20 protein-coding genes are annotated in these 26,150 nt (G+C 34.8%); 18 read left to right on the top strand and 2 right to left on the bottom strand.

Annotation, left to right across the window (positions count from 1 at the left end; translation table 11 throughout):
• The first annotated feature begins 8 nt into the window (after positions 1 to 8).
• The 8 genes from IV88_RS01035 to IV88_RS01000 all read left to right on the top strand — a co-directional run bounded on the left by IV88_RS01035 (position 9) and on the right by IV88_RS01000 (position 7,080).
• Positions 9 to 860, top strand: coding sequence for a DUF72 domain-containing protein (locus IV88_RS01035; RefSeq protein ID WP_057797828.1), 852 nt, complete (start codon positions 9 to 11; stop codon positions 858 to 860).
• Positions 861 to 950: 90 nt separating this feature from the next.
• Complete coding sequence (metG, locus tag IV88_RS01030; RefSeq protein WP_057797826.1) at positions 951 to 2,969, top strand: methionine--tRNA ligase; 2,019 nt, start codon at positions 951 to 953, stop codon at positions 2,967 to 2,969.
• A 72-nt stretch (positions 2,970 to 3,041) separates the two neighbouring features.
• Entirely contained in the window at positions 3,042 to 3,815 is a 774-nt protein-coding gene (locus IV88_RS01025; RefSeq protein WP_057797825.1) for a TatD family hydrolase, read from the top strand.
• Positions 3,812 to 4,372, top strand: a complete 561-nt coding sequence (rnmV, locus tag IV88_RS01020; RefSeq protein ID WP_057797823.1) for a ribonuclease M5 — start codon at positions 3,812 to 3,814, stop codon at positions 4,370 to 4,372. The genes IV88_RS01025 and rnmV overlap by 4 nt, the downstream gene beginning before the upstream one ends.
• Positions 4,365 to 5,258 (top strand): 16S rRNA (adenine(1518)-N(6)/adenine(1519)-N(6))-dimethyltransferase RsmA, encoded by an 894-nt coding sequence (gene rsmA / locus IV88_RS01015; RefSeq protein ID WP_057797820.1) that lies wholly within the window; start codon positions 4,365 to 4,367, stop codon positions 5,256 to 5,258. Before rnmV ends, rsmA begins: the two co-directional genes overlap by 8 nt.
• Positions 5,259 to 5,347: 89 nt before the next feature.
• Positions 5,348 to 5,593 carry a Veg family protein gene (locus IV88_RS01010; RefSeq protein WP_057797819.1) on the top strand — a complete coding sequence of 82 codons (246 nt, stop codon included), beginning with the start codon at positions 5,348 to 5,350 and terminating at the stop codon, positions 5,591 to 5,593.
• A 105-nt stretch (positions 5,594 to 5,698) separates the two neighbouring features.
• Positions 5,699 to 6,550, top strand: coding sequence for a 4-(cytidine 5'-diphospho)-2-C-methyl-D-erythritol kinase (ispE, locus tag IV88_RS01005; RefSeq protein WP_057797817.1), 852 nt, complete (start codon positions 5,699 to 5,701; stop codon positions 6,548 to 6,550).
• A gap of 23 nt (positions 6,551 to 6,573) precedes the next feature.
• The gene (locus tag IV88_RS01000; RefSeq protein ID WP_236698584.1) at positions 6,574 to 7,080 is read left to right on the top strand and encodes a TetR/AcrR family transcriptional regulator; all 507 of its coding nucleotides are present in this window, start codon (positions 6,574 to 6,576) and stop codon (positions 7,078 to 7,080) included.
• A 52-nt stretch (positions 7,081 to 7,132) separates the two neighbouring features.
• Here IV88_RS01000 and IV88_RS00995 read toward each other — a convergent pair whose 3' ends face one another.
• Positions 7,133 to 7,552 carry a GtrA family protein gene (locus IV88_RS00995; protein ID WP_057797814.1) on the bottom strand — a complete coding sequence of 140 codons (420 nt, stop codon included), beginning with the start codon at positions 7,550 to 7,552 and terminating at the stop codon, positions 7,133 to 7,135.
• Positions 7,553 to 7,921: 369 nt separating this feature from the next.
• Between IV88_RS00995 and IV88_RS00990 the strand changes: the two genes are divergently transcribed.
• The 8 genes from IV88_RS00990 (at position 7,922) to IV88_RS00955 (ending at position 24,771) form a co-directional block, all read left to right on the top strand.
• Complete coding sequence (locus IV88_RS00990) at positions 7,922 to 10,540, top strand: LTA synthase family protein (protein WP_162258637.1); 2,619 nt, start codon at positions 7,922 to 7,924, stop codon at positions 10,538 to 10,540.
• 85 nt (positions 10,541 to 10,625) lie between these two features.
• Positions 10,626 to 11,552 carry a glycosyltransferase family 2 protein gene (locus tag IV88_RS00985; protein ID WP_057797810.1) on the top strand — a complete coding sequence of 309 codons (927 nt, stop codon included), beginning with the start codon at positions 10,626 to 10,628 and terminating at the stop codon, positions 11,550 to 11,552.
• 147 nt (positions 11,553 to 11,699) lie between these two features.
• Complete coding sequence (locus IV88_RS00980; protein ID WP_057797808.1) at positions 11,700 to 14,597, top strand: LTA synthase family protein; 2,898 nt, start codon at positions 11,700 to 11,702, stop codon at positions 14,595 to 14,597.
• Between the two features lie 86 nt (positions 14,598 to 14,683).
• Complete coding sequence (locus IV88_RS00975) at positions 14,684 to 15,883, top strand: CDP-glycerol glycerophosphotransferase family protein (protein WP_057797806.1); 1,200 nt, start codon at positions 14,684 to 14,686, stop codon at positions 15,881 to 15,883.
• 67 nt (positions 15,884 to 15,950) lie between these two features.
• Positions 15,951 to 16,766, top strand: coding sequence for an ABC transporter permease (locus tag IV88_RS00970; RefSeq protein WP_057797804.1), 816 nt, complete (start codon positions 15,951 to 15,953; stop codon positions 16,764 to 16,766).
• 11 nt (positions 16,767 to 16,777) lie between these two features.
• On the top strand, positions 16,778 to 17,845 hold the full coding sequence (locus IV88_RS00965) for an ABC transporter ATP-binding protein (protein WP_057797803.1): 1,068 nt from the start codon (positions 16,778 to 16,780) through the stop codon (positions 17,843 to 17,845).
• Positions 17,846 to 17,994: 149 nt separating this feature from the next.
• A complete protein-coding gene (locus IV88_RS00960; RefSeq protein ID WP_057797800.1) occupies positions 17,995 to 22,944 on the top strand; it encodes a bifunctional glycosyltransferase/CDP-glycerol:glycerophosphate glycerophosphotransferase in 4,950 nt (1,649 codons plus the stop codon).
• A 123-nt stretch (positions 22,945 to 23,067) separates the two neighbouring features.
• Positions 23,068 to 24,771 (top strand): hypothetical protein, encoded by a 1,704-nt coding sequence (locus tag IV88_RS00955; protein ID WP_147165202.1) that lies wholly within the window; start codon positions 23,068 to 23,070, stop codon positions 24,769 to 24,771.
• 64 nt (positions 24,772 to 24,835) lie between these two features.
• Here IV88_RS00955 and IV88_RS00950 read toward each other — a convergent pair whose 3' ends face one another.
• Positions 24,836 to 25,339 carry a YbhB/YbcL family Raf kinase inhibitor-like protein gene (locus IV88_RS00950; RefSeq protein ID WP_057797796.1) on the bottom strand — a complete coding sequence of 168 codons (504 nt, stop codon included), beginning with the start codon at positions 25,337 to 25,339 and terminating at the stop codon, positions 24,836 to 24,838.
• Positions 25,340 to 25,428: 89 nt separating this feature from the next.
• Between IV88_RS00950 and IV88_RS00945 the strand changes: the two genes are divergently transcribed.
• Both IV88_RS00945 and IV88_RS00940 read left to right on the top strand, forming a co-directional pair.
• Complete coding sequence (locus IV88_RS00945) at positions 25,429 to 25,611, top strand: hypothetical protein (RefSeq protein ID WP_057797794.1); 183 nt, start codon at positions 25,429 to 25,431, stop codon at positions 25,609 to 25,611.
• A complete protein-coding gene (locus tag IV88_RS00940) occupies positions 25,608 to 26,144 on the top strand; it encodes a GNAT family N-acetyltransferase (protein ID WP_057797793.1) in 537 nt (178 codons plus the stop codon). The genes IV88_RS00945 and IV88_RS00940 overlap by 4 nt, the downstream gene beginning before the upstream one ends.
• The last annotated feature ends 6 nt before the right edge of the window (positions 26,145 to 26,150 follow it).

Raw genomic sequence — 26,150 nt, 5'->3', positions numbered from 1 at the left:
AATAGCTAATGATTGAAATTGGATTAAGTACATGGAAAGATCACCCAAGTTTATCTGTTGAAGGTAAGGAAGAAGCAACTTTAACTGAATATACTGGCCATTTTCCAATAGTAGAAGTGGATAGTTCTTTTTATGGGATCCCTAGGCTCTCAAGTGTTGTTAATTGGCAACACCGAGTACCGGAGAACTTCAAATTTATACTGAAGGCATATCAAAAAATGACACTCCATGATCATCCAAATGAGGATGAGGACTATTTAAGTAAAGACCGTCGGATTGAGTTTTCTAATTTCAAAAAGATACTTCAGCCTTTAATTAAAGCTAAACAATTGGAAACTGTCTTATTTCAATTTCCACCTTCGTTTCGTTGCACTTTAAAAAATATTCGCTATCTTTTTGAAATTAGAGAGTTGATGGATGGACTGCCATTATCAATTGAATTTCGTAATCATAGTTGGTTCGATGAAGCAGTTCGAGACTCTACAATTGCTTACCTTAAACGCCTTGAAATGACGCATGTGATTGCTGATGAACCCTTTGATGGAACGAATGGGATACCTCTAGTTCCACGAATCACCAATGAAAAATTAGTATTTATCCGATTACACGGTCGTAATTTAGCGGGATGGACTCAAACTAAGAATCAACCACCGCATGAGCGAACTAACTATCATTATTCAACTGAAGAACTAAAGCGAATTGGTGAAATGGCAACGGAGCTCAATAAAACAGCGCAAAAAGTAGATATTATTTTTAACAATAACGGAAATCACGACGCGGCTGGTAATGCGGCTGAAATTCAAGAAATGTTAGGCCTTCACTTTGGAGGATTGGGTCCAGTGCAAATGGATTTATTTTAAGTAGTTATGATTTAAAAATGGCGCGGTGGAGTACGTTAAATATGATACAATTAATGTTAATTAACTTTAGATTAGAATAGAGGATCTGGCATGGCTGAAAAAGAAACTTATTACATCACCACCCCAATTTATTATCCATCAGGAAAACTTCATATTGGAAATTCCTATACAACAATTGCTGTAGACGCTGAAGCTCGTTTTCAACGCTTATTAGGCAAGGACGTGTTCTATTTAACTGGTACAGATGAACATGGTCTTAAGATTGAACAAAAAGCTGATGGACTTAAAACAACTCCTAAAGCTTATGTTGATGGAATGGCCAAGGATATTAAAGAACTTTGGAAGTTACTAGATATCTCCAATGACAAATTTATTCGTACAACAGATGATTATCATGAAAAAGCTGTTCAAAAGATTTTTCAACAACTATTAGATCAAGGCGACATTTACCTCGGTGAATATGAGGGATGGTACTCGGTTTCTGACGAAGAATACTTTACAGAATCTCAACTAGCTGAAGTTTACCGTGATGATAACGGTAAGATGATTGGTGGAAAAGCTCCATCAGGTCATGAAGTTGAATTAGTTAAAGAAGAATCTTACTTCTTTAAGATGAGTAAGTACGCTGACTGGTTGTTGGATTACTACAAAAGTCATCCAGACTTTATTCAGCCTGCTGCACGAATGAACGAAATGATTAATAACTTCATTAAACCAGGTCTTGAAGACTTAGCCGCTACGAGAACTGGATTTACATGGGGTGTGCCAATTTTAAATGATCCTAAACATATTGTTTACGTTTGGATTGACGCTCTTTCAAATTATATTACGGCCTTGGGTTATGGCAGTGACGATGATGCCAACTTCAAGAAATATTGGCCAGCCAATGTTCAATTTGTTGGAAAAGAAATCGTTCGTTTCCATACAATTTATTGGCCAATCATTTTACACGCATTAGGATTACCACTACCTAAGCAGGTGTACGGTCATGGATGGCTATTGATGAAGAATGGTAAAATGTCTAAGTCAAAAGGCAACGTAATTTATCCGGATACATTGGTTGAACACTATGGCTTAGATGCATTGCGCTATTACTTGCTCAAAGCAATGCCTTATGGAAATGACGGAATCTTCACACCAGAAGACTTTGTAAATAAGGTTAACTTTGATCTAGCTAATGACTTTGGAAATCTATTGAACCGTACCGTTGCCATGATTAACAAATATGAAGGTGGAGTTATCCCAACTTTTGAATCTGGTGTTAACGACGTTGATACAGACTTAGAAACCGTTGCTCAACAAACAGTCAAGAACTATCAACAATTGATGAATGATTTACACTTCTCTGATGCATTGTCAGAAATTTGGAAATTAGTTTCACGTACTAACAAGTACATCGACGAAACTGAACCTTGGGTACTAGCTAAAAATGATGATGAAGATTCAAAACGTAAGCTCGCAAGTGTTATGAATCACTTAGCGGAAAGCTTGAGAATCATTGCAATATTGATTCAACCAATTATGACTAAAGCACCAACTGAAATTTTCAATCAATTAGGTCTTAATACAGATCAAATGGGAATGGAAGATGCAGTCTTTGGTAGAATTCCTGCCAATACAAAGGTTGTTGAAAAGGGAACACCAATTTTCCCTCGTTTGGACGTTGAAAAAGAAGTTGATTTTATTCAGGGACAGATGACAAAATCTGATAAGAAAAAGGGTCGTGCAGCTATTGAAGCCGCCAAAGAACAGGCTCAAGAATCGTTACAAGATGGTAAAAAGGAAATTCGGATTGAAGCTTTTGATAAGGTTGAAATTCGAGTTGCTCAAATCTTAGAAGCCGGACATGTTGAAGGGGCTGACAAGTTACTTAAATTCCAGTTAGATGCTGGAGATAATCAACCGCGTCAAATCTTATCTGGTATTGCTTCATCATATCCAGATCCAGATGTGCTAGTTGGCAAGCAAGTTTTAATTGTTGCTAACTTAAAGCCACGTAAAATGCGTGGTGAAATGAGTCAGGGAATGATTCTTTCAACTGAAAAAGATGGTAAAATTACCGTAGTCGAAGTTGGAGCGGGCCATGAAAATGGAGACGTTTTAGCATAAAGTACGGTTTAAAAAGGGACCGTTACGCCATTCAAGGTGAGACGATTCCTTTTATTTTTAGGAGATTAAAACATGAAGATTTTTGATTCGCATACGCATTTAAACGATGAAGCCTTTTCTGGAGAAGAAGCTGCTTATCTTGAACACGCTCGTAAACTGGGAGTTGTTAAGACGGCTCAAGTTGGTTCGAATACAGTTTTGAATTGCAAAGCCATCGAACTAGCTCATCAGTATGATAATGTCTATGCCGTAGTTGGTTTTCATCCAGAAGATGCTAAAGACTTTCACAGTGATGAAGAAGCGGTATTAAGAGAACAGCTGACTGACGAAAAGGTTGTAGCCGTTGGTGAAATTGGCTTGGACTATCACTGGGATACTTCGCCTAAAAAAGCGCAGTGGCATGTTTTTGAAAAGCAAATTCAGATTGCTCATGATTTAAATTTACCCATTGCTATTCATAGCCGTGACGCAATGGAAGATACTTATGATATCTTAAAAGGTGCAGATGTAGCTGACATCGGTGCTGTGATGCACAGTTTTAATGGCGATGTTGATTGGCTAAATAAGTTCTTAGATTTAGGAATGAATATTTCTTACAGTGGTGTTGCTAGTTTTAAAAAGACGAAGGATTTACATGAAGCAGTTCGCCAAACACCACTGGATCGCATTATGGTTGAGACGGATGCACCTTATTTAGCGCCCGAACCTCTTCGGGGTAAACAGAATGAACCGGCATATGTTTTATATGTGCTAGAAGCATTAGCTCGTCATCGTGATATGAATCCCGATGAGCTAGCAGAAGCCACTTATCAAAATACTTGTAAATTTTATGGGATTAAAGAATGAAGAAAATAAAAGAAGTTATCGTCGTTGAAGGTAAGGACGACACAAAAAGAATCAATATGGCTGTTAAAGCTGACACAATTGAAACTCGTGGTTCAGCCATTTCAGAAGAAACCGTAGAATATATTGCTGAATTGCAGAAGACTAGAGGGGTGATTGTGTTCACCGATCCTGACTTTTCTGGTGAGAAAATCCGCAAAACTATTTCTGCAGCAGTGCCAAACGTTAAACATGCGTTTTTAAAGCGCTCTGAGGCTGTTCCAGATCATAAAGGCAGTCTGGGAGTGGAACATGCTGATCCGGCTGTTATTCGTGAGGCTCTTAGTCATTTATATACTGAAGATGAAGAAAGCAAACCTGAAATTAGTCGGACGGACTTGATTGATGCCGGTTTGATTGCTGGCAGCAGTGCAAAGCAACGTCGCCTTGAGCTTGGTGAAATTCTCCGTATTGGATACGTGAATGCCAAACAGTTACCAAAAAGATTACAACTATTTCAAGTTACCAAAGCGGAGTTCGATGATGCAATTACAAAGATGAATGGAGAAAAACATGACTGAACAAATTGAAATCGGTAATCCGATTCGAACAAGAGCGATTATTGAACAATATGGTTTATCGGCTAAAAAGAGTTTAGGGCAAAACTTTTTAACAGATTCCAATGTCTTGGTTAATATTGTCACAGCTGCCGAGATTTCAGAAGAAGATGATGTAATCGAAGTTGGCCCCGGAATTGGAGCGTTAACTGAACAATTAGCTAAACGAGCTCATCACGTATTGGCATTTGAAATTGACGAAAATCTAATTCGAGTATTGGATGACACATTAGCGCCATATGATAATGTTACCGTTCTAAATCACGATGTGTTAAAAGCAAATTTAGCAAATGAAATTGCGGAAAATCTTGATGGCAAACATCATCTTAAAGTGGTTGCAAATTTGCCATACTACATTACAACTCCAATTTTAAAAAACTTTATGGCGAGTTCATTACCAATTGAAAAAATGGTTGTTATGATGCAAAAAGAAGTGGCTGAACGTTTAACAGCTAATCCAGGCAATAAAGAATATGGGTCATTATCTGTTGTGGTTCAATACCGAATGGATACTAAAATTGAATTTGCAGTACCGGCCAAAGTATTTGTTCCAAAGCCCAAGGTTGATTCAGCAATTTTGAGTTTAACACCACGTACGGAATATACAGTTAAGCCTGATGATGAAGCTCATTTCTTTAAAACGGTTCATGGATGTTTCATGCATCGCCGTAAAAATCTGTGGAACAATCTTCAAGGAATGTTTGGTAAGACACCAGAAATCAAGGAAGAAATCCAGATTGTCTTAGATGATTTACAAATCGATCCTCAAATTCGTCCCGAACGTTTAACAGTGGCAGATTTTATTCGACTAAGTAATCGATTGTTACCAACTGACTTAAAACAAAAGTAAGTTATGACTAGCTACTGACACATTGATGTGGTATAATTGCGAACTTTGTGAAACTATGATACAATGTTTCACATGGGAAGGTGAAGTTAATGCCAGTCACACTAGCTACAATAAAAGATATGCTTGATAATAAAGTCGGTGAAGACATTATGGTTGTTGCACAAGCGGGACGTAAGAAGATTACTAAACGCCACGGTCGCCTCCATAAGACTTATCCTGCAGTGTTCGTTGTTGATCTTGATCAAGATGAGAATTCCTTCGAACGCGTTTCATACAGTTATACAGATATTTTAACGAAGAATATCACCATCGATTTTGGTGAAGAAACCGCATAATATCTAAAAAAAGATGATCATTTTGATCATCTTTTTTATTTCACTCCAAACTTTAGTATAATTGAATTTAAAATACGTGAATTATGAAATGAATCAGGTGAAAACATGGAGATAACGGAAAAGGCTCCAGCTAAGCTTAATCTATTTTTAGACACACCATTTAATCATCCAGATGGATTACAAGAATGGAATATGGTGATGACGTCAGTTGATTTAGCAGATTACGTTAAAATTAATGTGGTTCCTAACAAGGTTGGAATTAAAGTTAAAACAAACACTGGTTTTTTGCCGAATGATAGCCGTAACTTGGCTTATCAGGCGGCTCGGATCTTGCAAGAAAGATTTAAAATTCGTGCAAAAGTAATGATCGAGATTAGAAAACATATTCCAGTTGCTGCTGGAATGGGTGGCGGTTCATCGGATGCCGCTGCTGTTTTACGTGGCTTAAACCGAATTTGGAAGCTTGGTCTTAGTTTGGAAGAATTAGCTAAAATCGGTTTAGAAATTGACTCGGATGTTCCATTTTGTGTTTATGGACAAACTGCCCATGTAGTTGGCAAAGGGGAACAAGTCATACCATTGAAGAAGTTACCGCCAATGTGGATTGTTATCGCTAAACCAAAGTTAAGTGTTTCAACTCCGTATATTTTAAATAAGCTGAACCACGATAACATTCAGCATTTAAAGATTGAACGAATGCTAGATGCAATTGATAAAAATGACTTTGATGGAATTTGTGCTAGCGTGGGGAACGTGTTAGAACAGGTTACAGGCAAAGAGTATCCGGAAATTTTGCAAATAAAGGAACGAATGGTTAAATATGGTGCCAATGCTGCTCAAATGAGTGGTACAGGACCAACTGTTTTTGGAATTTGTTCTAAGTCAACGCGAGCAAAGCATATCGTGAACAGCTTGAAAGGCTTTTGTCACGAGGTGTATTTGGTTCGGACACTATAATATTTTAGAGGGGATGCGTGATTGTGGCTGAAAATACGAAACAAAAGATTGTTGATGCCTTATTTGAATTATTAGCTGATAAAGAGTTAGGTGTTATTTCAGTTAGCAATATTTGTAAAACAGCTTCGGTATCACGCATGTCGTACTACCGGAGTTTTAAGTCAAAAGACCAGATTATCGATTATCAAATTGATCAAATATTTCAGGAATTCTTTAATTACCTCATGAGAAAACCTAATCATGATATTTCTGCTTTCCTGGATGCTTTCTTCACCATTTGTCGAAAAAATCAGCATTATATTCAGGCAATTTTAAAAGCTAATCTACATGATCGTTTGTATGATAAGGTTCACTTTTATCTCAAAGATTTAATTGATAAAGGAATCTTCAAGTTACGTACTGAATCACCTGATATGTGGATTAGCTTTGTTGCGGGTGGACTGCATCAGATGATTGTTTCTTGGATGAATGAAGGATTAAAAGAATCCAATGAAGAAATTGTCATGCTCACTCGAAGATTCTTGCGTTAAAAAACGACTGATTCAAAACGTTAATTTTGGTCAGTCGTCATACATATAATTATTATTTTATTTTTCCGCTTGATCTAAATACTAAAATCTTACTGAAGAAGTAGTTGGATACGACCACTACGACATTATCGATGATTTTAACCAAGATTGAGTCCCATTTTAGTAGTGAGACTCCAATCCACATAATAAACATTTCGATCAATAAGGTTGCAACACGCATAGTGAAGAACTTTGTCATTTCACTAAGTAGTTCAGATGTTGTTTCTGTTTTTGAGTTAAACACCCACAATTTATTGGTTACATATGCCGTTAGAACAGATAAGAACCAAGCAATCACTGTACTAACTTGGTAGTTCACGTGAAAAACTCGATCAAAAATAATATACGAAACGATATTTACCAGTGTTGTAATTACGCCCCAAAATAAATATGAAATTACAGATTTGTATTTGTTAAATAGATTGATTAGCAATATAAGTTCTCCTGAGATGTAGTATTTAATAATATTAACTCAAATAGAAGAATAAACAAATAAATTGAATGAAAAAATTAAGAGGGAATTATGTTTACACAGAAAAAAATATCCACATATATAATTAATATTATTTTAGTAGCACTAATTGTTTTGGGCTCCGTTATGACGTATACAAACTTTGCTATTCATGAAGTTGGTATCAGAGGTTATTTTATTGAATTTACTACCAGTCTTCGACCTATTTTGGAGAACCTAGTACTTTTACTTCTGGCCCATAGATTAACGCGGGGGGATTCTAATAAAATTAGCATCGTTAGAACATGGTCCCAAGTGTGGTTTTATTCGGTAGTTTTTGGAGCTATGTCAATGGCAGTCGTTTTGACTAAATTAAATATTTATAATCTTGTTAGATTTTTGTTTCCAGTTACATTTTTGACCAATTCATTTGCAATTGCTGTTTTATTCATGATTGTTATACGAAAGATGGTACTATCTTTAAACTCAAAGATAAAAGTAAAATTATGGTGGGCTAGTTTAATAGCGCTATCCGTAGTTCCTACTTTTATTTGGGTATTAAAAATTCCAAACTTCAATCAATTTCCATTTGGAACTATTTTATGGGCAGGTTTCGTTTTACTGACGATGGATCGTCTAAAACAACTACCTATTGAAAAATCTCGCAAGCTAATCCGGACTATTGGACCGATTAGTATTATTGTGGCAGTAATTTTAACTATTGTGTTTAATCATATTGGGGAACACTTAAGCCTATTACAACCAGGATTTGTAGCAGTTTCACATTTAGCAATGCTACCATCTAATTTTTTTGCATTTGGTACTGCATTATATGTGTTTGATTTATTAACTAAATTCAAAATAGAATCTAAATTGTCGTTTGCAATGTTATTTGGCGCAACGTTATTTAACACTCATTTCTTAATGATTGATTCGTTTTGGAACAATTTGTGGAAAACATCATTATGGGATCACGAATCAACAGGCAGCATGTTGCTGGGCTGTTTAGTTATTCTGATTGTAATGACGTTCTTTGTTGTTTTGATTGAGCACTTGAGGCAACTTGCGGAAACTCAAATCATTGAACGCAAACCCAAAGCTGCAGTTTCATTTGTTGTATCTTTTATAGTGGCCTGTCTGAGTAATGTTACACTATTGCTTATCAATACATTATTTAATGTTCATTCGGTATTTATAAATGGAACCTCCCGTACCCAATTAATGTTATTAAATGTACTACTATTTCTAGCTTTAACAATTGTTATATATACAATTATTAATCGACTAATGGTTTCAACAATTGTTTCATTAGCACTTCTAGTTGCTTTCTCATTTGGAAATTATCAAAAAATTATTTCCCGTAATGAACCGGTTATGCCAATTGATATAACAAGTAATTTGAGTAATGTGAATGAAATTGCTGATTTGGTAAATATATGGTTAGTGGTATTTTTGATTATTGTTATCATAGCTGTTATTGTCTCCGTAGTTTGGTACGAACGCAAAATCAAGCTTTCCAAACCATTCAACCTATATCAGAGATTAGGTGCAGGTATTATTAGTGTTGCCTTTTTAATGTTCTTTATGGCTAAATTACCGCTAGTACCAAGTTCTGTCGTAACTTGGAAAGCAAAGGATCATACAATTACTAATGACACTTTAGCTAAGCAGGTTCGCTATATTCCGCATCCTGGTGATATTTGGTGGGATTTCAAGGCTAATGGTCCTGCTGTTGCCTTCATGAGTAGATTTAGCATTCCGGTGATGGATAAGCCTGATGGATATTCAGCAAGCAAGATTGCTCAGTTAAATAAAAAATATGGTAATTTAGCTAATTCCATCAATAAAACAAGAACTAATAATATAAAAAATGATGTTGTTGTTTATATTTTAAGCGAAAGTTTTTCTAATCCAAATCGTGTTCCCGGAGTTAAAATGGATCAAAATCCGGTACCTTATACGGACCAGATTAAGCAACAGAATACTTCAGGTATTATGGACAGTTATGGCTATGGTGGAGGAACAGCGGATATCGAGTTTGAAGCTTTATCAGGAATGTCACTTAATAACTTTAACCCAGCGTTATCAACACCATATGTTGAGCTGATGCCTAAATTAGACTATATGCCAACTGTACTAGATTTATTTAATACAAAAAATGCCATTCATCCGTTCCAACCGGGATTGTATAACCGGATTAATGTGTTTAAACAACTCGGGTTTAGTAAGTTCTATAATACCAAGGATCCAAATAAAGTTACGTATACAGACAAGTTAAATGGATCTGGATATATTTCTGATTTATCGGCCTACAAAGAGCTGAATAAAGTCATGAATGAAAATAAAAATGGACAATTTATTCAATTGTCCACGATGCAAAATCATATGCCATTTAAGAAAAATGAATACAAGAATAACTATCCAATTTCTGGGCCATTCACTGGTGCTAGTTTAGATAAACTGAAAACATATACTGAGGGTATTCATCAGTCTGATCAATCTTTGAAGTATTTAATCAATAAGGTTAACCAAGAGAAACGCCACGTCACATTGGTTTATTATGGTGACCATTTGCCTGGAGCATACGCATGGGCAAAGGACAATGATGAAAACATGACTAAGTACGATTCGCAGTTACATCAAACGGACTACTTTATTTATTCTAATTATACGCACAAAAAGGTACAAAAACCAGTTGTTGCACCTTATATGTTCACACCAATGATGTTGCAACAGACCGATTCTAAAGTGTCAGCTTATTATGCATTGTTAACAAAATGTATGGAAACTTTGCCAGCTGGTGAACGCGAGAAGTATATGGAATCAGATGGTAAACAAATTACTGAAGATAAATTGACTGCTAAGCAAAAACAACTATTGAAAGATTACAAATTAATTCAATATGATATTACAGCGGGTAAGCATTATTTAAAACGCGGTTCAGACTTTTTCAAAGTTAAGGAAGATTAAGTAAACTAGGTTCTTTTATGAGTTGGTGTTGAGTTATACTTGAGGTCTAAAACTTGTAAAGAATCCAAATGATGGGGGTTAGTAATTGGAAACTTTATCAATTGTCGTTCCAGTGTTTAATGAAGAGGAAACGATAGATATTTATTATGATGCTCTTCAAAAGGTGAAGCCTCAGTTGAACTATGAAATTGAGCTTTGGTTTATTGACGATGGATCAAAAGATAATACCTTAATGAAATTAAAAAAACTAAATCAAAAAGATAGTAATGCTCACTTTGTAAGTTTCTCTCGTAATTTTGGTAAAGAAGCAGCTTTATATGCTGGGCTAACAAGAGCTACTGGCGATTATGTTGTTGTTATGGATGTTGATTTACAAGATCCGCCAGAATTACTACCTAAGATGTTAGAGAACATTCAAACTGGTAATTATGATGCGGTCGCTACAATGCGAAAAGATCGTCAGGGAGAAAGCAAAATCCGATCATTCTTTGCGCGTGCTTTTTATCGTTGGATGAATAAGATTACTTCTTTAAATCTCGTCGATGGTGCTCGTGATTTTCGTGTTATGTCTCGACAAATGGTTGATAGTGTTTTGAAGATGCACGAAAATAAGCGATTTAGTAAAGGCCTTTTTAACTGGGTTGGTTTTAACACTTACTACATGGCTTATGAAAACCGTGAACGAGTAGCCGGGAAAACTTCTTGGTCATTCTGGGGATTGATGAAATATGCGATTGAAGGATTTATTTCCTTTTCAACAGCTCCTCTAACATTAGTTACGGGATTAGGGGCGATCTCGTTTGTCGCTTCTATCATCGCTGCCATTGTTGTTATCGTTAGGACGCTGCTATTCCCACATGTTTCGGCATTTGGGTGGCCTTCATTAGTTGTAATCATTTTATTCTTTAGTGGAATTCAGTTATTGAGTCTAGGTATTGTGGGACGATATATTGCGGAAATCTATTTAGAGGTAAAGAATCGACCAATCTATTTAGTCAAAGAAGAAAAGTAGACTTCTGTAGTTTCGAATTTTAAGTTCGCAGTTGGTTCCTTCGGTTAAATAATTATTGTGGCCTTTATGGAATAGAACCCAAAGAAAACATGTGGCAGTGGGCGATGTTTTATACAAAAGAAAAGGTCAATTTACTAAGGAGTAAATATGGTGGAAAGTACTTTGAAACAAAAGACTCAAAAATTTGTGGTTTTATTACTGACGGTCTTTATTGTTACGTTGGCCTCTGTGTCTTCATTTTCAATGTGGAGGTTTGGTATTGGCACCAAGCGGGCAATTTTAGTTGAAAACTTGATGTTTTTAAAACCTATTATATCTACATTAGGGTTGTTGGTAATTGCTAAGTTAAGTCAAAGCTGGTCAGATAAGATTAATTTTAAATATTGGCTACAAATTGTTTTTTATTCGCTTGTTTTAGGCCTATTTGCTTTTGGATTAGTAGTTGCAAGATATAGTTTGTGGCAGTTGCTTGAGACGGCTTTTCCAGTAACTTTAATGAGTAATACCTTTGCGGGAGCTGTTGTAGGAATTCTTTTTATTGCTCCAATTTTGAATAGGTTTAATAACAATAAAATATTCAAGTTAATTAGTTTAATGGGATTAGTAACTCTAAGTGTGGTTCCAACCATTATTTGGGCTACACATCTTGTCTCACCCGTTCAAAATGGTGTTAACGGTTTACTTTGGGGTATGTTAATTACAGTAATTGTTAAATTTACGGATGAATGGAATATTTCAAAACGCAACATATGGATTGGATTAGGCACCGTTGCTGTAGTTTCAGAGATACTAATGATTTGGGTTAATAATGTTAATAGTCGCTCAGCTATTTGGTGGTCTGGTTTTGCCGTAATTAAGCATTTAATGTTCTTGGACACTAATTTTTTTGCTTTTTGTGTTGCTGCCGGTATTTTTTTGATATTTGGAAGCTACTTTGTAAAGTCAAAACTAATGATTAACTATTTTATTGCAGCTACGATGGTTAATACGCATTTCCTATTTAGCAAACCAATGTGGAATCAGATCTTTCGAGGAGCTGATTGGCTTAAGCTTTCGGGAATTTTGATGTTTAGCAAAATGATTGTGGCAGCATTACTAGTTAGCTTAATTATCATTGGATTTGAAAAGCTCCGTCAAAAAACATTTGAACAAGTGGCAAGCCGAAGCACTAAATGGCAAACCGGAATTGTTTCCGCAGTGATTGTTACGTTGGTGAGTTTCATAATATTATTGATAACGGATAATGCTATGAATGCCCAGGCTTTAATTCGAGTGGCTGGTAACAAGCCATTACTGATGTTACTGAACATGTTAGCGCTATTTGCGTTTGTTTTAATTATTTACGTGTTGATTAATCGCTGGTTGATCTCGTCAGTAGTGTCATTGGTACTTATGATTGCTTTAGCATTTGGTAACTATCAAAAGTTAATCTCACGAAACGAACCGATTACACCAATTGATATTTCAAGTAATATCAAAAACGCAAGTGAAATCCTAGATTTGGTTAATATTTGGTTAGTAGTAGGACTATTAATCGGATTTGCCATCTTAATTGGTTTAGCAATTTTCTCTGAAAGAAAACTTAAAATGACTGCTGTATTTGGTTGGATATCACGGCTGGGTATAATAGTGGTCAGTGGGCTGATTTTAACGTTATTCATTTTTAAATTACCTAGTGTTCCAAGTTCATCAGTCACCTGGAAACAGAAAGATAAAACTACATTTAACAAAACTCTTGTGAATAATTTACACTACAGCTATCACCCTGAGAGTGTCTGGTATGATTATAAAAAGAACGGTCCAGTACTTGCATTTATGAGCCGGATCCGCATACCAATCATGGATAAGCCAGCTGGGTACTCTAAATCTACAATTGATAAATTGGCTACTGAATACAATAATGAAGCTCAAACAATTAACAAAAAGCGTAAGAATAATGTTAATAACGATGTTGTGATTTATATTTTGAGTGAAAGCTTTGCTAATCCTAATCGGGTTCCAGGCGTAAAAACTGATTCTGATCCAATTCCATATATTAATTCTTTAAAGAAGAATAATACTTCTGGAATTATGGATAGTTATGGTTATGGTGGCGGAACTGCTGATATGGAGTTTGAGGCCCTCTCAGGTATGTCGTTAAACAACTTTGCTCCGGCACTATCAACGCCGTATGTCGAGCTAATGCCAAAAGTACCTTATATGCCATCGGCTTTGGATTTATTCAAAACAAAGACGGCTATTCATCCGTATCAACCAACTTTATACAATCGAGTTCAAGTATTTAAGCAATTTGGATTCCAGAGGTTTTATAATACAAACAATCCATATAAAGTGAAATATACTGAAAAGCTCAAAGGATCACAGTATGTTTCTGATGAGTCAGCTTATAAAGAAGTTGGGAGAGTCCTTAAGGAAAATAAGGGTGGTCAGTTTATTCAACTTTCAACCATGCAAAACCATATGCCCTATATTCCAAATGAATATAAACAAAATTATGGTGTGAAGTCGGATGGATTAACTAAGAATAGTCATGGAAGTTTAGAGACTTATACCGAAGGTATACATCAGTCTGATTCTGCAATGAAACAATTGATTGATATGGTAAATAAAGATAAACGTGATGTTTCGATTGTGTTCTATGGTGATCATTTACCAGGTTTATATAAATGGCAGAATGATAATGATGGAAAAATGGATCAATATGATTCCTTACTGCACCAAACAGATTACTTTATTTACTCTAATCACAATAGGCAAAAAGTTAAAAAGTCAATTGTGGCCCCATATATGTTTACACCTATGATGTTGGACCAAACAAACTCTAAATTATCTGGGTACTATGCATTTTTAACTAAGTGTATGCAAGAACTACCAGCGGGTGAACGTGGTAAATATATGTTGTCTGATGGCAAACAAATTCATGAGAAGAATCTTAGTTCAGCTCAGAAGAAGCTGCTATATCAATATAAACTTTTGCAATACGATATAACGGCTGGACAACATTATTTAAAACGTGGTTCATCATTTTTTGAAGTGAATAAGTAGAATTTTAAAAAATAATCACAATTAAACTACTGTATTTGGTTGTGGTTATTTTGCTTTTCGGTGGCTATATTTAGGAGGTTGATAAGATGTCGTTTAGATCAATTTTTCATCGCATAAAAATGAGATTAATTAGCTCAGCTTCGCATTTGAGTTTTAAACCGTTTAGAGAGCATACAATTGTTTTTGAAAGTTTTGGCGGACGTCAAATAAGTGACTCTCCACTAGTGGTTTATCAAGATATTAAAACTAGATATCCTGATGTTAGCTGCTACTGGAGTATCGGAAGAAGTAGTGAATTGCAGAGTTATTGTGATCGAAATAATATTCCGTATGTTATTCGTGAAAGCTTTTCATGGGTAAAAGTTCTTGAAAAATCTGATGTTTGGGTTAGCAATGCTAGATTTCCTGCATGGCTTAACAAACCGAAACGAGTTCAGTTTATTCAAACCTGGCATGGAACACCACTAAAAAAATTGGGCTTAAGTATTGAAAGAGTTGAAATGCCAGGCACTTCAACTGAACTATATCATAGCAATTTTGTGCACGAAGCTAATCGATGGGATTTGCTTGTTAGTGCAAACAAGTATTCATCGAATATTTTTAGGAAATCATTTGGATATGAAAATGAGATTTTTGAGATAGGATATCCACGTAACGATGAATTGATTAATGCCTCTCAAAAGGATATTGAGCAACTCAAGACTAAGTTGAAAATTCCTAAAAACAAGAAAGTTATTTTGTATGCCCCAACTTTTAGAGATGACCAGTTTTATAAAATTGGTAAATATAAGTTTTCTTTACCGTTTAAACTTGATGACTTTGAAAAACAGTTTGGAATGAATACTGTTCTGATTTTAAGGATGCATTACTTGATAGCTAATGAAATTGATGTGTCAAAATACAAGAATGTTGTATTTGATTTCTCTAATTATAGTAACGTGTCTGATTTGTATTTAGTGTCTGATATGCTGATTACCGACTATTCCAGCGTTTTCTTTGATTATGCATATTTGAAAAGGCCCATTTTATTTTATCCGTTTGATTTTGACAACTACAAAGATAAATTACGAGGTTTTTATTTAGATTATCAAAGCGATTTACCAGGTGAAATTGCTTATAATCAAAATGAGCTTTTTAATCTTATATCTGAAACGTTAACTAATAATTCAACGCCTCTCAGTTTAAAGTTTAAAACCTTTTATCAACAGTTTTGTTATATTCATGAAGGAAACTCAGGGAAACTCCTTGCTGATCGAATTATGGATAAAAAATATAAAAAAAATTGACTTTAGAAACATAAAAGAACTACAATCTTAGGAGTTCTGTAAAAGTTATTTAGGAGTTTAATAAATTATGAATGTTATGTTTAATGTAATTCGTGATCAAATTGCGAATTTTAAAATCATTCGTCGTATGGCTAAATATGACGATCGGGCTACATACCAAAGTCATTATCTTGGGCTTGCTTGGGAATTCTTAAATCCATTAATTCAAATTGGTATTTATTATCTTGTTTTCGGGGTGGCTTTAAAACGTGGTGATCCTATGCACGGTATTCCATATTTGCCCTGGATGGTAACTGGTATTGCACCATGGTTGTACATGAATAAAACAACTTTGGATGCTTCCAAAAGTGTTTACCAACAGGTAGGATTAGTTTCAAAAATGAAATTTCCCGTTAGTGTTTTACCATCAATAAAAATCATGGGAAACTTGTATAGTTTTTGGACAATGATGGCATTTGCCGTTTTTCTGATGTTCACTAACCATATATGGCCAACAGTTTCCTGGATTCAATTTATTTACTATTTCTTCTGTATGATTGTTTTAATGTACGCACTTGGTATTTTTAACTCTACAGTCAGTGTATTGATTCGAGATTGGCACATTACGTTACAATCGATATTAAGAGTGCTGTTTTATATGAGTGGAATTCTTTTCAATTTCCAAACCTCTAAGTTTCCAATTTTATTTGTTCGTGTATTGGAATTAAATCCACTGTATTATATTGTAAATGGATTCAGGGAATCGCTCTTATCAAGAGGGTGGATTTGGCAACAACCAAATCTTAACTTGACGATTACTTTTTGGATGTTTGTTCTGTTATTCATGTTGTTTGGAACATACCTGCATAACAAATTCCGTGCAGACTTTGTGGATTTGATTTAGGAGGATGGCAGTTGGATACTGAATATAAAATCAAACTTGATAATGTAACAAAGGAATACGATTTATATAAAACCAAGAGCGATAGAATGCGTAACTTCTTCAACTTAGGAAATGTTGAAGTTCCACATTTTTGGTCACTTAAAGGTGTTAGTATGACAGTGAAGCCTGGTGAAACGCTAGGAATCATTGGAATTAATGGATCAGGAAAATCAACTATATCAAATATTATCTCTGGCATTATTCCTCAAACTACTGGCACCGTTACAGTAAATGGGGATACTTCCATTATCTCTATTGGTGCTGGATTAAAATGGAATCTAACAGGTGATGAAAATATTCGTCTAAAAGGTCTCATGCAAGGATTGAGCATCAAAGAGATTGCTGAGTTGAGAGATAGTATTGTTGATTTTGCGGATATTGGAAACTTTATTAACCAACCGGTTAAAGATTATTCGACTGGTATGAGATCACGTCTAGGATTTGCGATTGCTGTTCATATTAATCCAGATATTATGATTATTGATGAGGCTCTATCTGTTGGTGATGACACATTTTATCAAAAGTGTGTTGATAAAATCATGGAATTCAAAGAACAAGGAAAAACAATTCTTTTCGTCAGTCACTCTCTTAAACAAGTTGAAATGCTTTGTGATAGAGTAGCTTGGATGCATTTTGGTGATCTTCGCGAAATAGGAGAAGCCGGAGAAGTTATTCAACACTATCGTGATTTTTCAGAAGACTTTAAGAAGAAAACTGCCAAAGAGAGACGTGAGTATCAACAAGATAAAAAACAAGATCAGCTAGACTTTAATATTGAAACTTATCAAGATACCTTGATTGATCAAGAGGTTAAAGTAAACGGTTTCTCACATAAGGAAGCCGCAAGAAAAGTTGGTAAGGTACTTTATAAACAGATCTCACCAGCCAAGATGACTACGCCCACTAAATGGATGGTTGCTTTATCAGTTTTTGTGCTACTATTCTTTTCAATGGTTAACATTTCAGGTCATTCGATTAAACATTCTGTGAAGGATCCTGTTAGTTTGGTTCATCCCAGAATGCATAAAATGAGAAAATAATATATACCTAAAGAGAGGTAAATGAAGTTTTAAATATTTCATTTACCTCTCTTTTTTTTAAAAGAACTTGTATAATATAAAAATGTAGTGATTTTTAAATGATATTGTGGCAATGTACTGCAGTTATTATGTTAATGGGAGAGAATATCTTGAATCAATTTGAAGCAAAAAAACTCAGTGTGATCGTTCCGTGTTACAAGGTTGAAGAGTATATAAAGGACTGTTTAGACTCACTTGCACAACAAACCTTTTTTAATATGGAAGTCATAATGGTTGATGATGGTTCACCAGACAATACTGGTGTCATTTTAGATCAATATGCTGATCGATATGATAACTTTATTGCTGTGCATACTGAAAATGGTGGGCTCAGTGCCGCACGTAACGCTGGACTACCTTATGTAACAGGTGAGTTCATGGCGTTTGTGGATTCGGATGATATAGTCGAGGAAAATGCTTACGAAGTTTTGGTTGGATCTTTGATAAATACGGGATCGGATATGGCTTCTGGCTTTGTTAATCGTCTAAAAGGATCTAAAATGTATCCTTCAATTCTGCATGAAACAGCAATACCTGAAACAATTTTACATACACATATTAATGAAAATCCTTTTCTGGTCTACGATACAACTGCCTGGAACAAGGTCTATAGATCATCTGTTTTTTTCGAGAACAACATCAAATACCCTGTTAGTCTGACATATGAAGATATTCCCGTTTCAATGAAATTTCACCTGTTGGCTAAAGCTGTGGATGTGATTGATATGCCTATATACAAATGGCGAGTTCGTGAATCATCTAATCAGTCCATAACGCAACAACGAGGTAGTTTTAAGCTTTTTTGGGATCGTATACAAACTTTAGAGATGGCGCGACATTCTATCGAGCAATTGGGTGGTAATGATAAGGTAAAAGAGGCCTTTAACTTTAAGGTTTTAGATATGGATATTCCACTATATTTAAATAGTTTCCAAAATGCTAATGATGAAACACTCTTTGCTTTTCAACAAGATTTAGTGAAATTTCTAAGAAATTACAATTTGGATGATTTGAAACGCATCTCAATTAGAAAGCAAATTCAATATCGCTCTATCTTAAGCGGTAACTTTATTGATTTTAAACGTTATGGATATCAGAGACTCGATATTGGAAAGACGGTTTTAAAAAACGATAATTACGAGTATGTAAATAATGCTTTGAACAAAGACATTGTAAAAAAAATTAGCGTTCGTGACTCATTTGAAATTAAGGGAAAAACAACTAAGATTTCGGAAGAAAACGGACAGGTATTGATTTTAGGTTTCATGGATTTTGTTAGAACGACCAAATTTAATCCTGAAAGCTACAAAATCAACGTATTTTTAAGAAATAAAGAGAACCAAAAGACTTTTAATATTTCGATGGAATGGAATCTGAAAAAGAAACACAGATTTTCACGACGCCGTAAATCTAAATATGAGATAAGCTTTAGTATGGCTGAGGCTATTGATAATATTGGATTGGGTAAATGGGAAATTGACTATGAAGTAGAAGCTAATAATATTAGAGTTACTGGATTGATTGGGCACCCTACCAAACGATCCAATCAATTGTTAGATCCTCTGGAGATAAATGGGAACTATGTAGTTAATACTTTTAATAAAGCATGGGACCTTCAATTTGTGGTGGGCAATAAACAGAACTCTGAAATGGTTCACAATCATGTTGATCGTATAGAGCATACTAGTACAGGTGTTACTGTATTTGCAACGGTTCAATCAAAGTCAACTTCATTAGCAATTAGAACAAGTGAAAACAAGTTTGCTGGAATAACAGAAATTACTGACTCTTCTGAATCAAGTTATCATATTAAAAGCGTTTGGCCATACGCTGAAGTTTTGAGTGAAGGATCTGTTAAAGGGAGTCTTGGTTTTTATGATATTGACAGTGGAGCTTCATTTCCATATAGTTTCGCCCATCAGATATCACCAATGGATTTTGAACATGGGCAATTTGAAGGCCTTATTAAATGTGATAATTTAAAAAAGATAAATCTAAATATAATCAAAAAAGAAGTGCAAGTTGTTTCAGTCAATTTGGATAACGGTGTTTTAACTCTAAAACTTCATGATGATTTGAAAATACTATTTCAGAGCATTTCTGATAAAGAATTAACGTTTGGGATTAGTAGTTTGGATGGCAAGAGTTCTTATAATCACGTTGGAGAGATTGATTTTGATAAAAACAGTGGTGATATAACGGTTCAATGGAAACTATACAATAATGGTACTCCAGTTATCAGTAATAACAGATATGAATGTTATCTTGATGTCAAAGGTAGTAATGAATCTAGAATAGCGTTACAGAGTATCATGAGTCGAGATACAGATCTCAGTGATTTTGAAAATAAAAACTTCAAAACCAAAGTGCTGTTCGATCAACAGGGTAAGTTAATTATTACTTCATGGCAACGCTGGTCTTTCTGGAATAGGTCTGCCAGGAAACGCTCTATTAATTATTCGTTACTATATCCACTTATGCGACTTCTGCCATTAAATAATAAAGTAGCTGTTTTTGAAAGCTATTGGGGAACGGCATATAACGATAATCCAAGGTCTATTTATGAGTATTGGTCTGATACGCACCCAGATTTTAAATTTGTGTGGCCAATGCAAGATATGACAACAGAATTGCCAGAAAAAACGATTAAAGTTAGACGATATAGTTTGAAATATTGGTATTACTTAGCTGTAGGAAAATACTTCATTCAAAATACTAATTTTCCAAATCAATATGTTAAACGGTCCGGACAAATTGAAGTAGAGACCCTTCATGGAACATTTATGAAAAAAATGGGATTTGAAGAGCCTTCTATGCGAAATAGTTCTGCTAATGCACAGAAGAATTTTCTAAAGAGAAATTCAAGATGGAACTTTTTGATTTCACCGTCTGAGTATATGGATGAAACAGCTAAAAAAGCCTTTGATTTCAAAAATAAAATATTATCAGTTGGATTCCCTCGAAATGATGTTTTAATTAATGACAATAATGCCGCTTATATCGAGGCCAAAAAGAATTCTATGGGAATTCCAAATGACAAGAAGATTATCCTCTACGCGCCAACTTATCGACAGGCCGGTATTTTGGATTTTGAATTAGATTTATCCAAATTAAGAGATAAATTCGGTGATGACTATATTGTTTTGGTTCGTGTGCATCATCTAGTCGCCAGTGCAATTGATTTACACAAATTTAGCGGATTTGCGATAGATATGTCGGCTTATCAGTCTATTGAAGATTTGTATTTGATTTCCGATTTAATGATAACTGATTATAGTTCAGTAATGTTTGACTATGGGTATTTAAAAAAGCCAATGATATTTTTCGCCTATGACTTAGATTGGTATGAAGATTCCACAAACCGAGGAGTTTACTTAGATTATAAAAACACTGTTCCTGGACCAGTTGTAACTACAAATGAGGAATTGATAGAACAACTTGCAAACATAGATGATATTAAGTCACGGTATGCAAACAAACTGAATGATTTTTATGATCGATTCTGTTCATACGGTCGTGATGGTAAGGCTTCAGAAAAAACGGTTGAATCGCTCTTGAAGGCGGATGCAATTTCACAAGATAATTTTATCAGAAATAAATTTTGGACAACTAAGCTAAATAAGTTTTTAGGAGTCTCTGATTTAAGAATTGCATTTCAAAACTTTTTAGGAGGCAAAGTGAGTCCTAAAAAAATAATTATTTTTGAAAGCAATGATGGAAATAGTTATAGTGGTGATCCACGAGCATTATACAAAAAGCTCATTGAACTTGATAGTGAGTATGTAACGTACTGGAATGTTAATAGAGACACAGCTGATTTCTTTAGAAGAAACAATATTCCATATGTTATTAAAGATAGTTATTGGGGTAGTTTAAAAAAAGCCAGAGCTATGTATTGGATTACAGATAGTGATTTACCAATTATTTGGAAGAAGCCAAGACATACTAAAGTGGTCCAAACCGGACAGGGTTCACCATTAAAAACTGTTGGAACGGATTTGTCCAGCGACTTTATTCCAGGACAGACTATTTATCAGTATCAACGAGACCAAGTAAGAATGTCCAGAAAATGGGATTACATGATTGCTGGCAATGATGAAAGTGCTGATATTTTTGAGAATGCGTATCGATTGTCTAATCATCAACTGATTAGAAGTGGATTACCACGCAATGATGTTTTCTACAATAACAATGTAGATTATATCCGCAGTATTAAAAATAACTTGGATATTAGTCACTTTAGCAAAGTTATCTTATATGCTCCAACTTGGATGGATAATGATATTTTATATACAGATAAGTACTTAGCTAGTGACATTATGGACTTTAGTGAAGTTGATAAGCATCTATCTAATGATACAGTTATGTTAGTTCATTTCCATCCAAGAGTGGCCGCGAATAGGCCAGACCTAAGTGGCTTTAAGCACATTATGGATGTAACAGACTATCAACAGATTAACGATATTTGTTTAGTGTCTGACTTATTGATTTCAGACTATTCATCTGTAGTTAACGATTTTGCAAATCTACGACGTCCAATGATTTTCTTGGCAAAGAATCCTGAAAAATTTGATTCATATATTCATGGATTGTATCTGGACTATCAGTCGGAAATGCCAGGACCGATTGTTAAGAATACCGCTGAGCTTATAAACGAACTTGATATTTGGAAAGATAGTTCAAACAGTACTTGGACATACAAAGAGCAACTGGAAGAATATTGGAATAAATATTGTGGTTGGGAGCACGGTGATTCCGCCGATAGAGTTTGGAACTTTATTTTTAAAAATCTTAAGTATAAAGTTAGAGAGCAAAAGCTAACGGAAGATACATCTGGAAAAGTTAATGATGGTGCCGCATTATGGTCAAATGTATATGGATCTGGAACAGAAACATTGATTGCTAATTTAGATCTAGTCGGAGGCTTATATACAAAATGTCTCAAAGTGGCTTCTCTTGTTGATCCAATTCAAAACGAAAATGTGGGAATGAAGTTTTATCAGATTAAATATAATGACACACTTGTTTGGGTTTCAGAAAAAGAAATCGAACTTGGCTAAGAGAGTATGGAACAGTTTAGATTGCTCCATGCTTTTTTGCTTTGACAATTATCATTAACTAATTCATGATATAAATATATTGTTTATACTATAAAATCAAACAACACTGGAGCTACTATGAATTTGCTAAAGGAAAAGAAAAATGTGATTAGGCCAATATTTGTAATCTCATTATTCGCACTATTTTTTATTTTGCCACTGTTATTGAATAACGGTATTATTTTTGGAAGGGACACTAGTTTCCATTTCAATAGAATTTTTGATGCTTATGCTCAAATTAAATACAATAAATTTAGTTATTTTCAATCTAATTTTGGCTTTGATAAATCTGGTCGCCTTGTTAACGCACTTTACGGACCATATTTTGCGTATGTACTAGGATTTATCTTGTTAATAGTAAAGAGCTGGTTTCGTTTCCAATTAGTTACCTCGTTTTTAGTCTTCTTTACTGGGGGATATGGACTATTCAAGCTTTCCAAAAGGTTGGGTGCTAATGAATTCTTTTCGTTAGTTTCTTCTGCGTTATTTATGGCTACACCTTGGTTAGCTGGATGGATAAATATTACACAGTTTACCTCTATGGGTACGATGCTTTTACCATTCATTGCTATTTTAGGGAGCAGAATGCTGGATACTCCTGATGATCCTATTAATCCACTTTCGCTAGGTTTTGTTATGGCAATTATTACTGAGGTTCATCTGTTAAGCTCTATCTTTGCAGTTTTATTTTTGATCCCATGTTTTATTATTGGGTTCATTCGTAGTTCTGTGAAGCTTCAAATGTTTTTAAAAGCCGGATTATCCGTGCTAATATACCTAGTCCTGACTTCTAATATTTGGGTTGCAATGATAACTGTATTTTCAAAAAATAATGTTGCACATCCCTTTTCAAATATTGATATGGCTAGCTCAGCATTGAGTATTGGAACGGGAATGATGTCTCCGACTAGTTTGGGATTAGTTTTAAGTATTTTAATTATCTTTCAGATTTCATGGATGTTCATAAACAATGTTGATTGGAAAATACGTGACTTAACCATTATTGGATTGGTCTTTATAGTACTTTCATCTAATTTATTGCCTTGGAACAGGCTTGCAGTCGAAGTACCACCATTGTCGTTCAATCTACAATTTCCATCTAGAATTATAACTATGGGAGCAATTATTCTTTTGGCAATGATAGCTGTGACGCTAACTGAATTGTCAAATAAGGGTATATCTATTCAAAAGGCGACTAGGGTATCGGTGATAATACTTTCGAGTCTTTTGATTTTTGAAGCATATTCTAATACGCAGGGAAGAGCCCAAAAATGGAATGATGACAACATGCCAATTAATAAGGACGGATTAGTGCATGTTAGGTCTAAAGCGACAGCTAAAACAATTAAGGCTGCATATAAGGATACCAATCCTGAAAAAGCAATAGTATTGGTCAAAAAACCAATTCCGGATTATTTACCATTACATGCAGTTGATCAGACAAAAGTTAATTTATATAAAGTATACTCAGACGAAATTTTGAATAATGAAAGCGGCTTTGAAAAGCATGCTTATAAAAATGGAGTTTTAGAAATTAAGTGGAAAGATAATAAAAAAGGGCAAAAGCTAATACCGGCTTTTGCATACCAGCAGAGTAGAGTGACTTTGAATGGCAAGGCTATTGACCCTAAGACTACAAAGCTTGGGACAATACTTGTTGATTCAAAAAAAGGAAATAACAATTTGACTTTAAGGTATGTCCAACCGAAATTTTTTAATGCTTTATTAGTTGTTTCGATTATTTTTTGGATAGCCATTTTGATTGGCTTGTTAGTGACAACTTTATAAAAGTGGACCTGAAGTATTACGTTCAACCAGACAATATTAGAAAAATCGAGTTAGATTTAGAGGTTTATCCTCTAGATGCTAACTCGATTTTTTGTTGGTCTAAAGTAATTGGTTTCACAGCCTTTAATAATTCATTCAGATAAAAACCTTCTGATAAATGTGTTGGCTGTGATAATGCAAAGACAGTCAGTGTGTAGTCATGATTTTCAGGTGGCTTTGGGCCTGCATAGCGTGTGTTCAGGGTTGGATCGGTAACATTAATATAGCGGGAGACCATACTGTTCTTTCCTTGAGTAATGTTTTTATTGATTCGACTTGCATCCTCTGGAATGATATTTGTAACAGGGATGTCAGTAGCAATCCAATGAATCCATGGAAAACCAGCGACGGGGACGGCATCGTAGTCAATCAAAGTTAGTGCTAGTGCTTGGGTATCTTGTGGTAGATTATCAATCTCAATTGGAAATGACAGTATTGGCCCATCATTCTTTAAATACTCTGTAGGTGCATTTTTACCATATTTATCTGGTAAAAATCCTTCTGAATCTAATTTAACTGTGATTTTCATTATTATCACGCTCCTTATTGTTTAAATTGATTATAAAATACTTTGGTAAAAAGATATAATATAAACAAGAGAACACGGAGGACATCATTATGAGTATCGGTAGAATTATTGGAATTATATTTTTAGGATTAATAACATTAGGTTTGTTAGCAATGAGTATTGAACTATTAATAAGTGGAAACTTTTCTGATCATTTCTGGATTGGTGTGATTGGAATGTTTGCGTTTGGATATGTAACGTATAACGTTTATCAAACAGGACGAAAAAAATGAAATTAAGACTTGCGCCTATAACGGTTGATAACCTGGAAGATTACTGGCAGGCAGCTTGGGGAAAGTCAGATCTAGAGTGGATGAAGTTTAATGGACCATATTTTAAAGATCCAGTGCCGGAACACGATGAATTTGTAGAAAAGACTGGCATTGCAAAATATGTTGGTAATCCTCTTAATCGATTAATAATTGTGAATAATAAGATTGTCGGAATGGTTGGCGCCAATTATGAAGACGGTGAGCTAAAACGATGGCTTGATTTTGGAATTGTCATTTTTAGTCAGGACAACTGGTCTAAAGGAATTGGCACAGAATCTTTAAAGCAGTGGATATCCTATCTATTTGACCTGACTGACTTACCACATCTGAGCTTTACAACCTGGTCTGGTAATCCTGGGATGATTAAATTAGGTTACAAACTAGGAATGCAGGAAGAAGCGCATATTCGTCAGGTTCGGTATTGGAATAATCAATATTGGGATTCAGTAAAGTTTGGAATTCTTCGACAGGAATGGAAGCGCATTAAAGACTAGTATATC

The sequence above is a fragment of the Pediococcus argentinicus genome (assembly GCF_001437605.1).
Classification (GTDB): domain Bacteria; phylum Bacillota; class Bacilli; order Lactobacillales; family Lactobacillaceae; genus Pediococcus; species Pediococcus argentinicus.
This window is presented reverse-complemented; position numbering and strand designations above follow the sequence as displayed.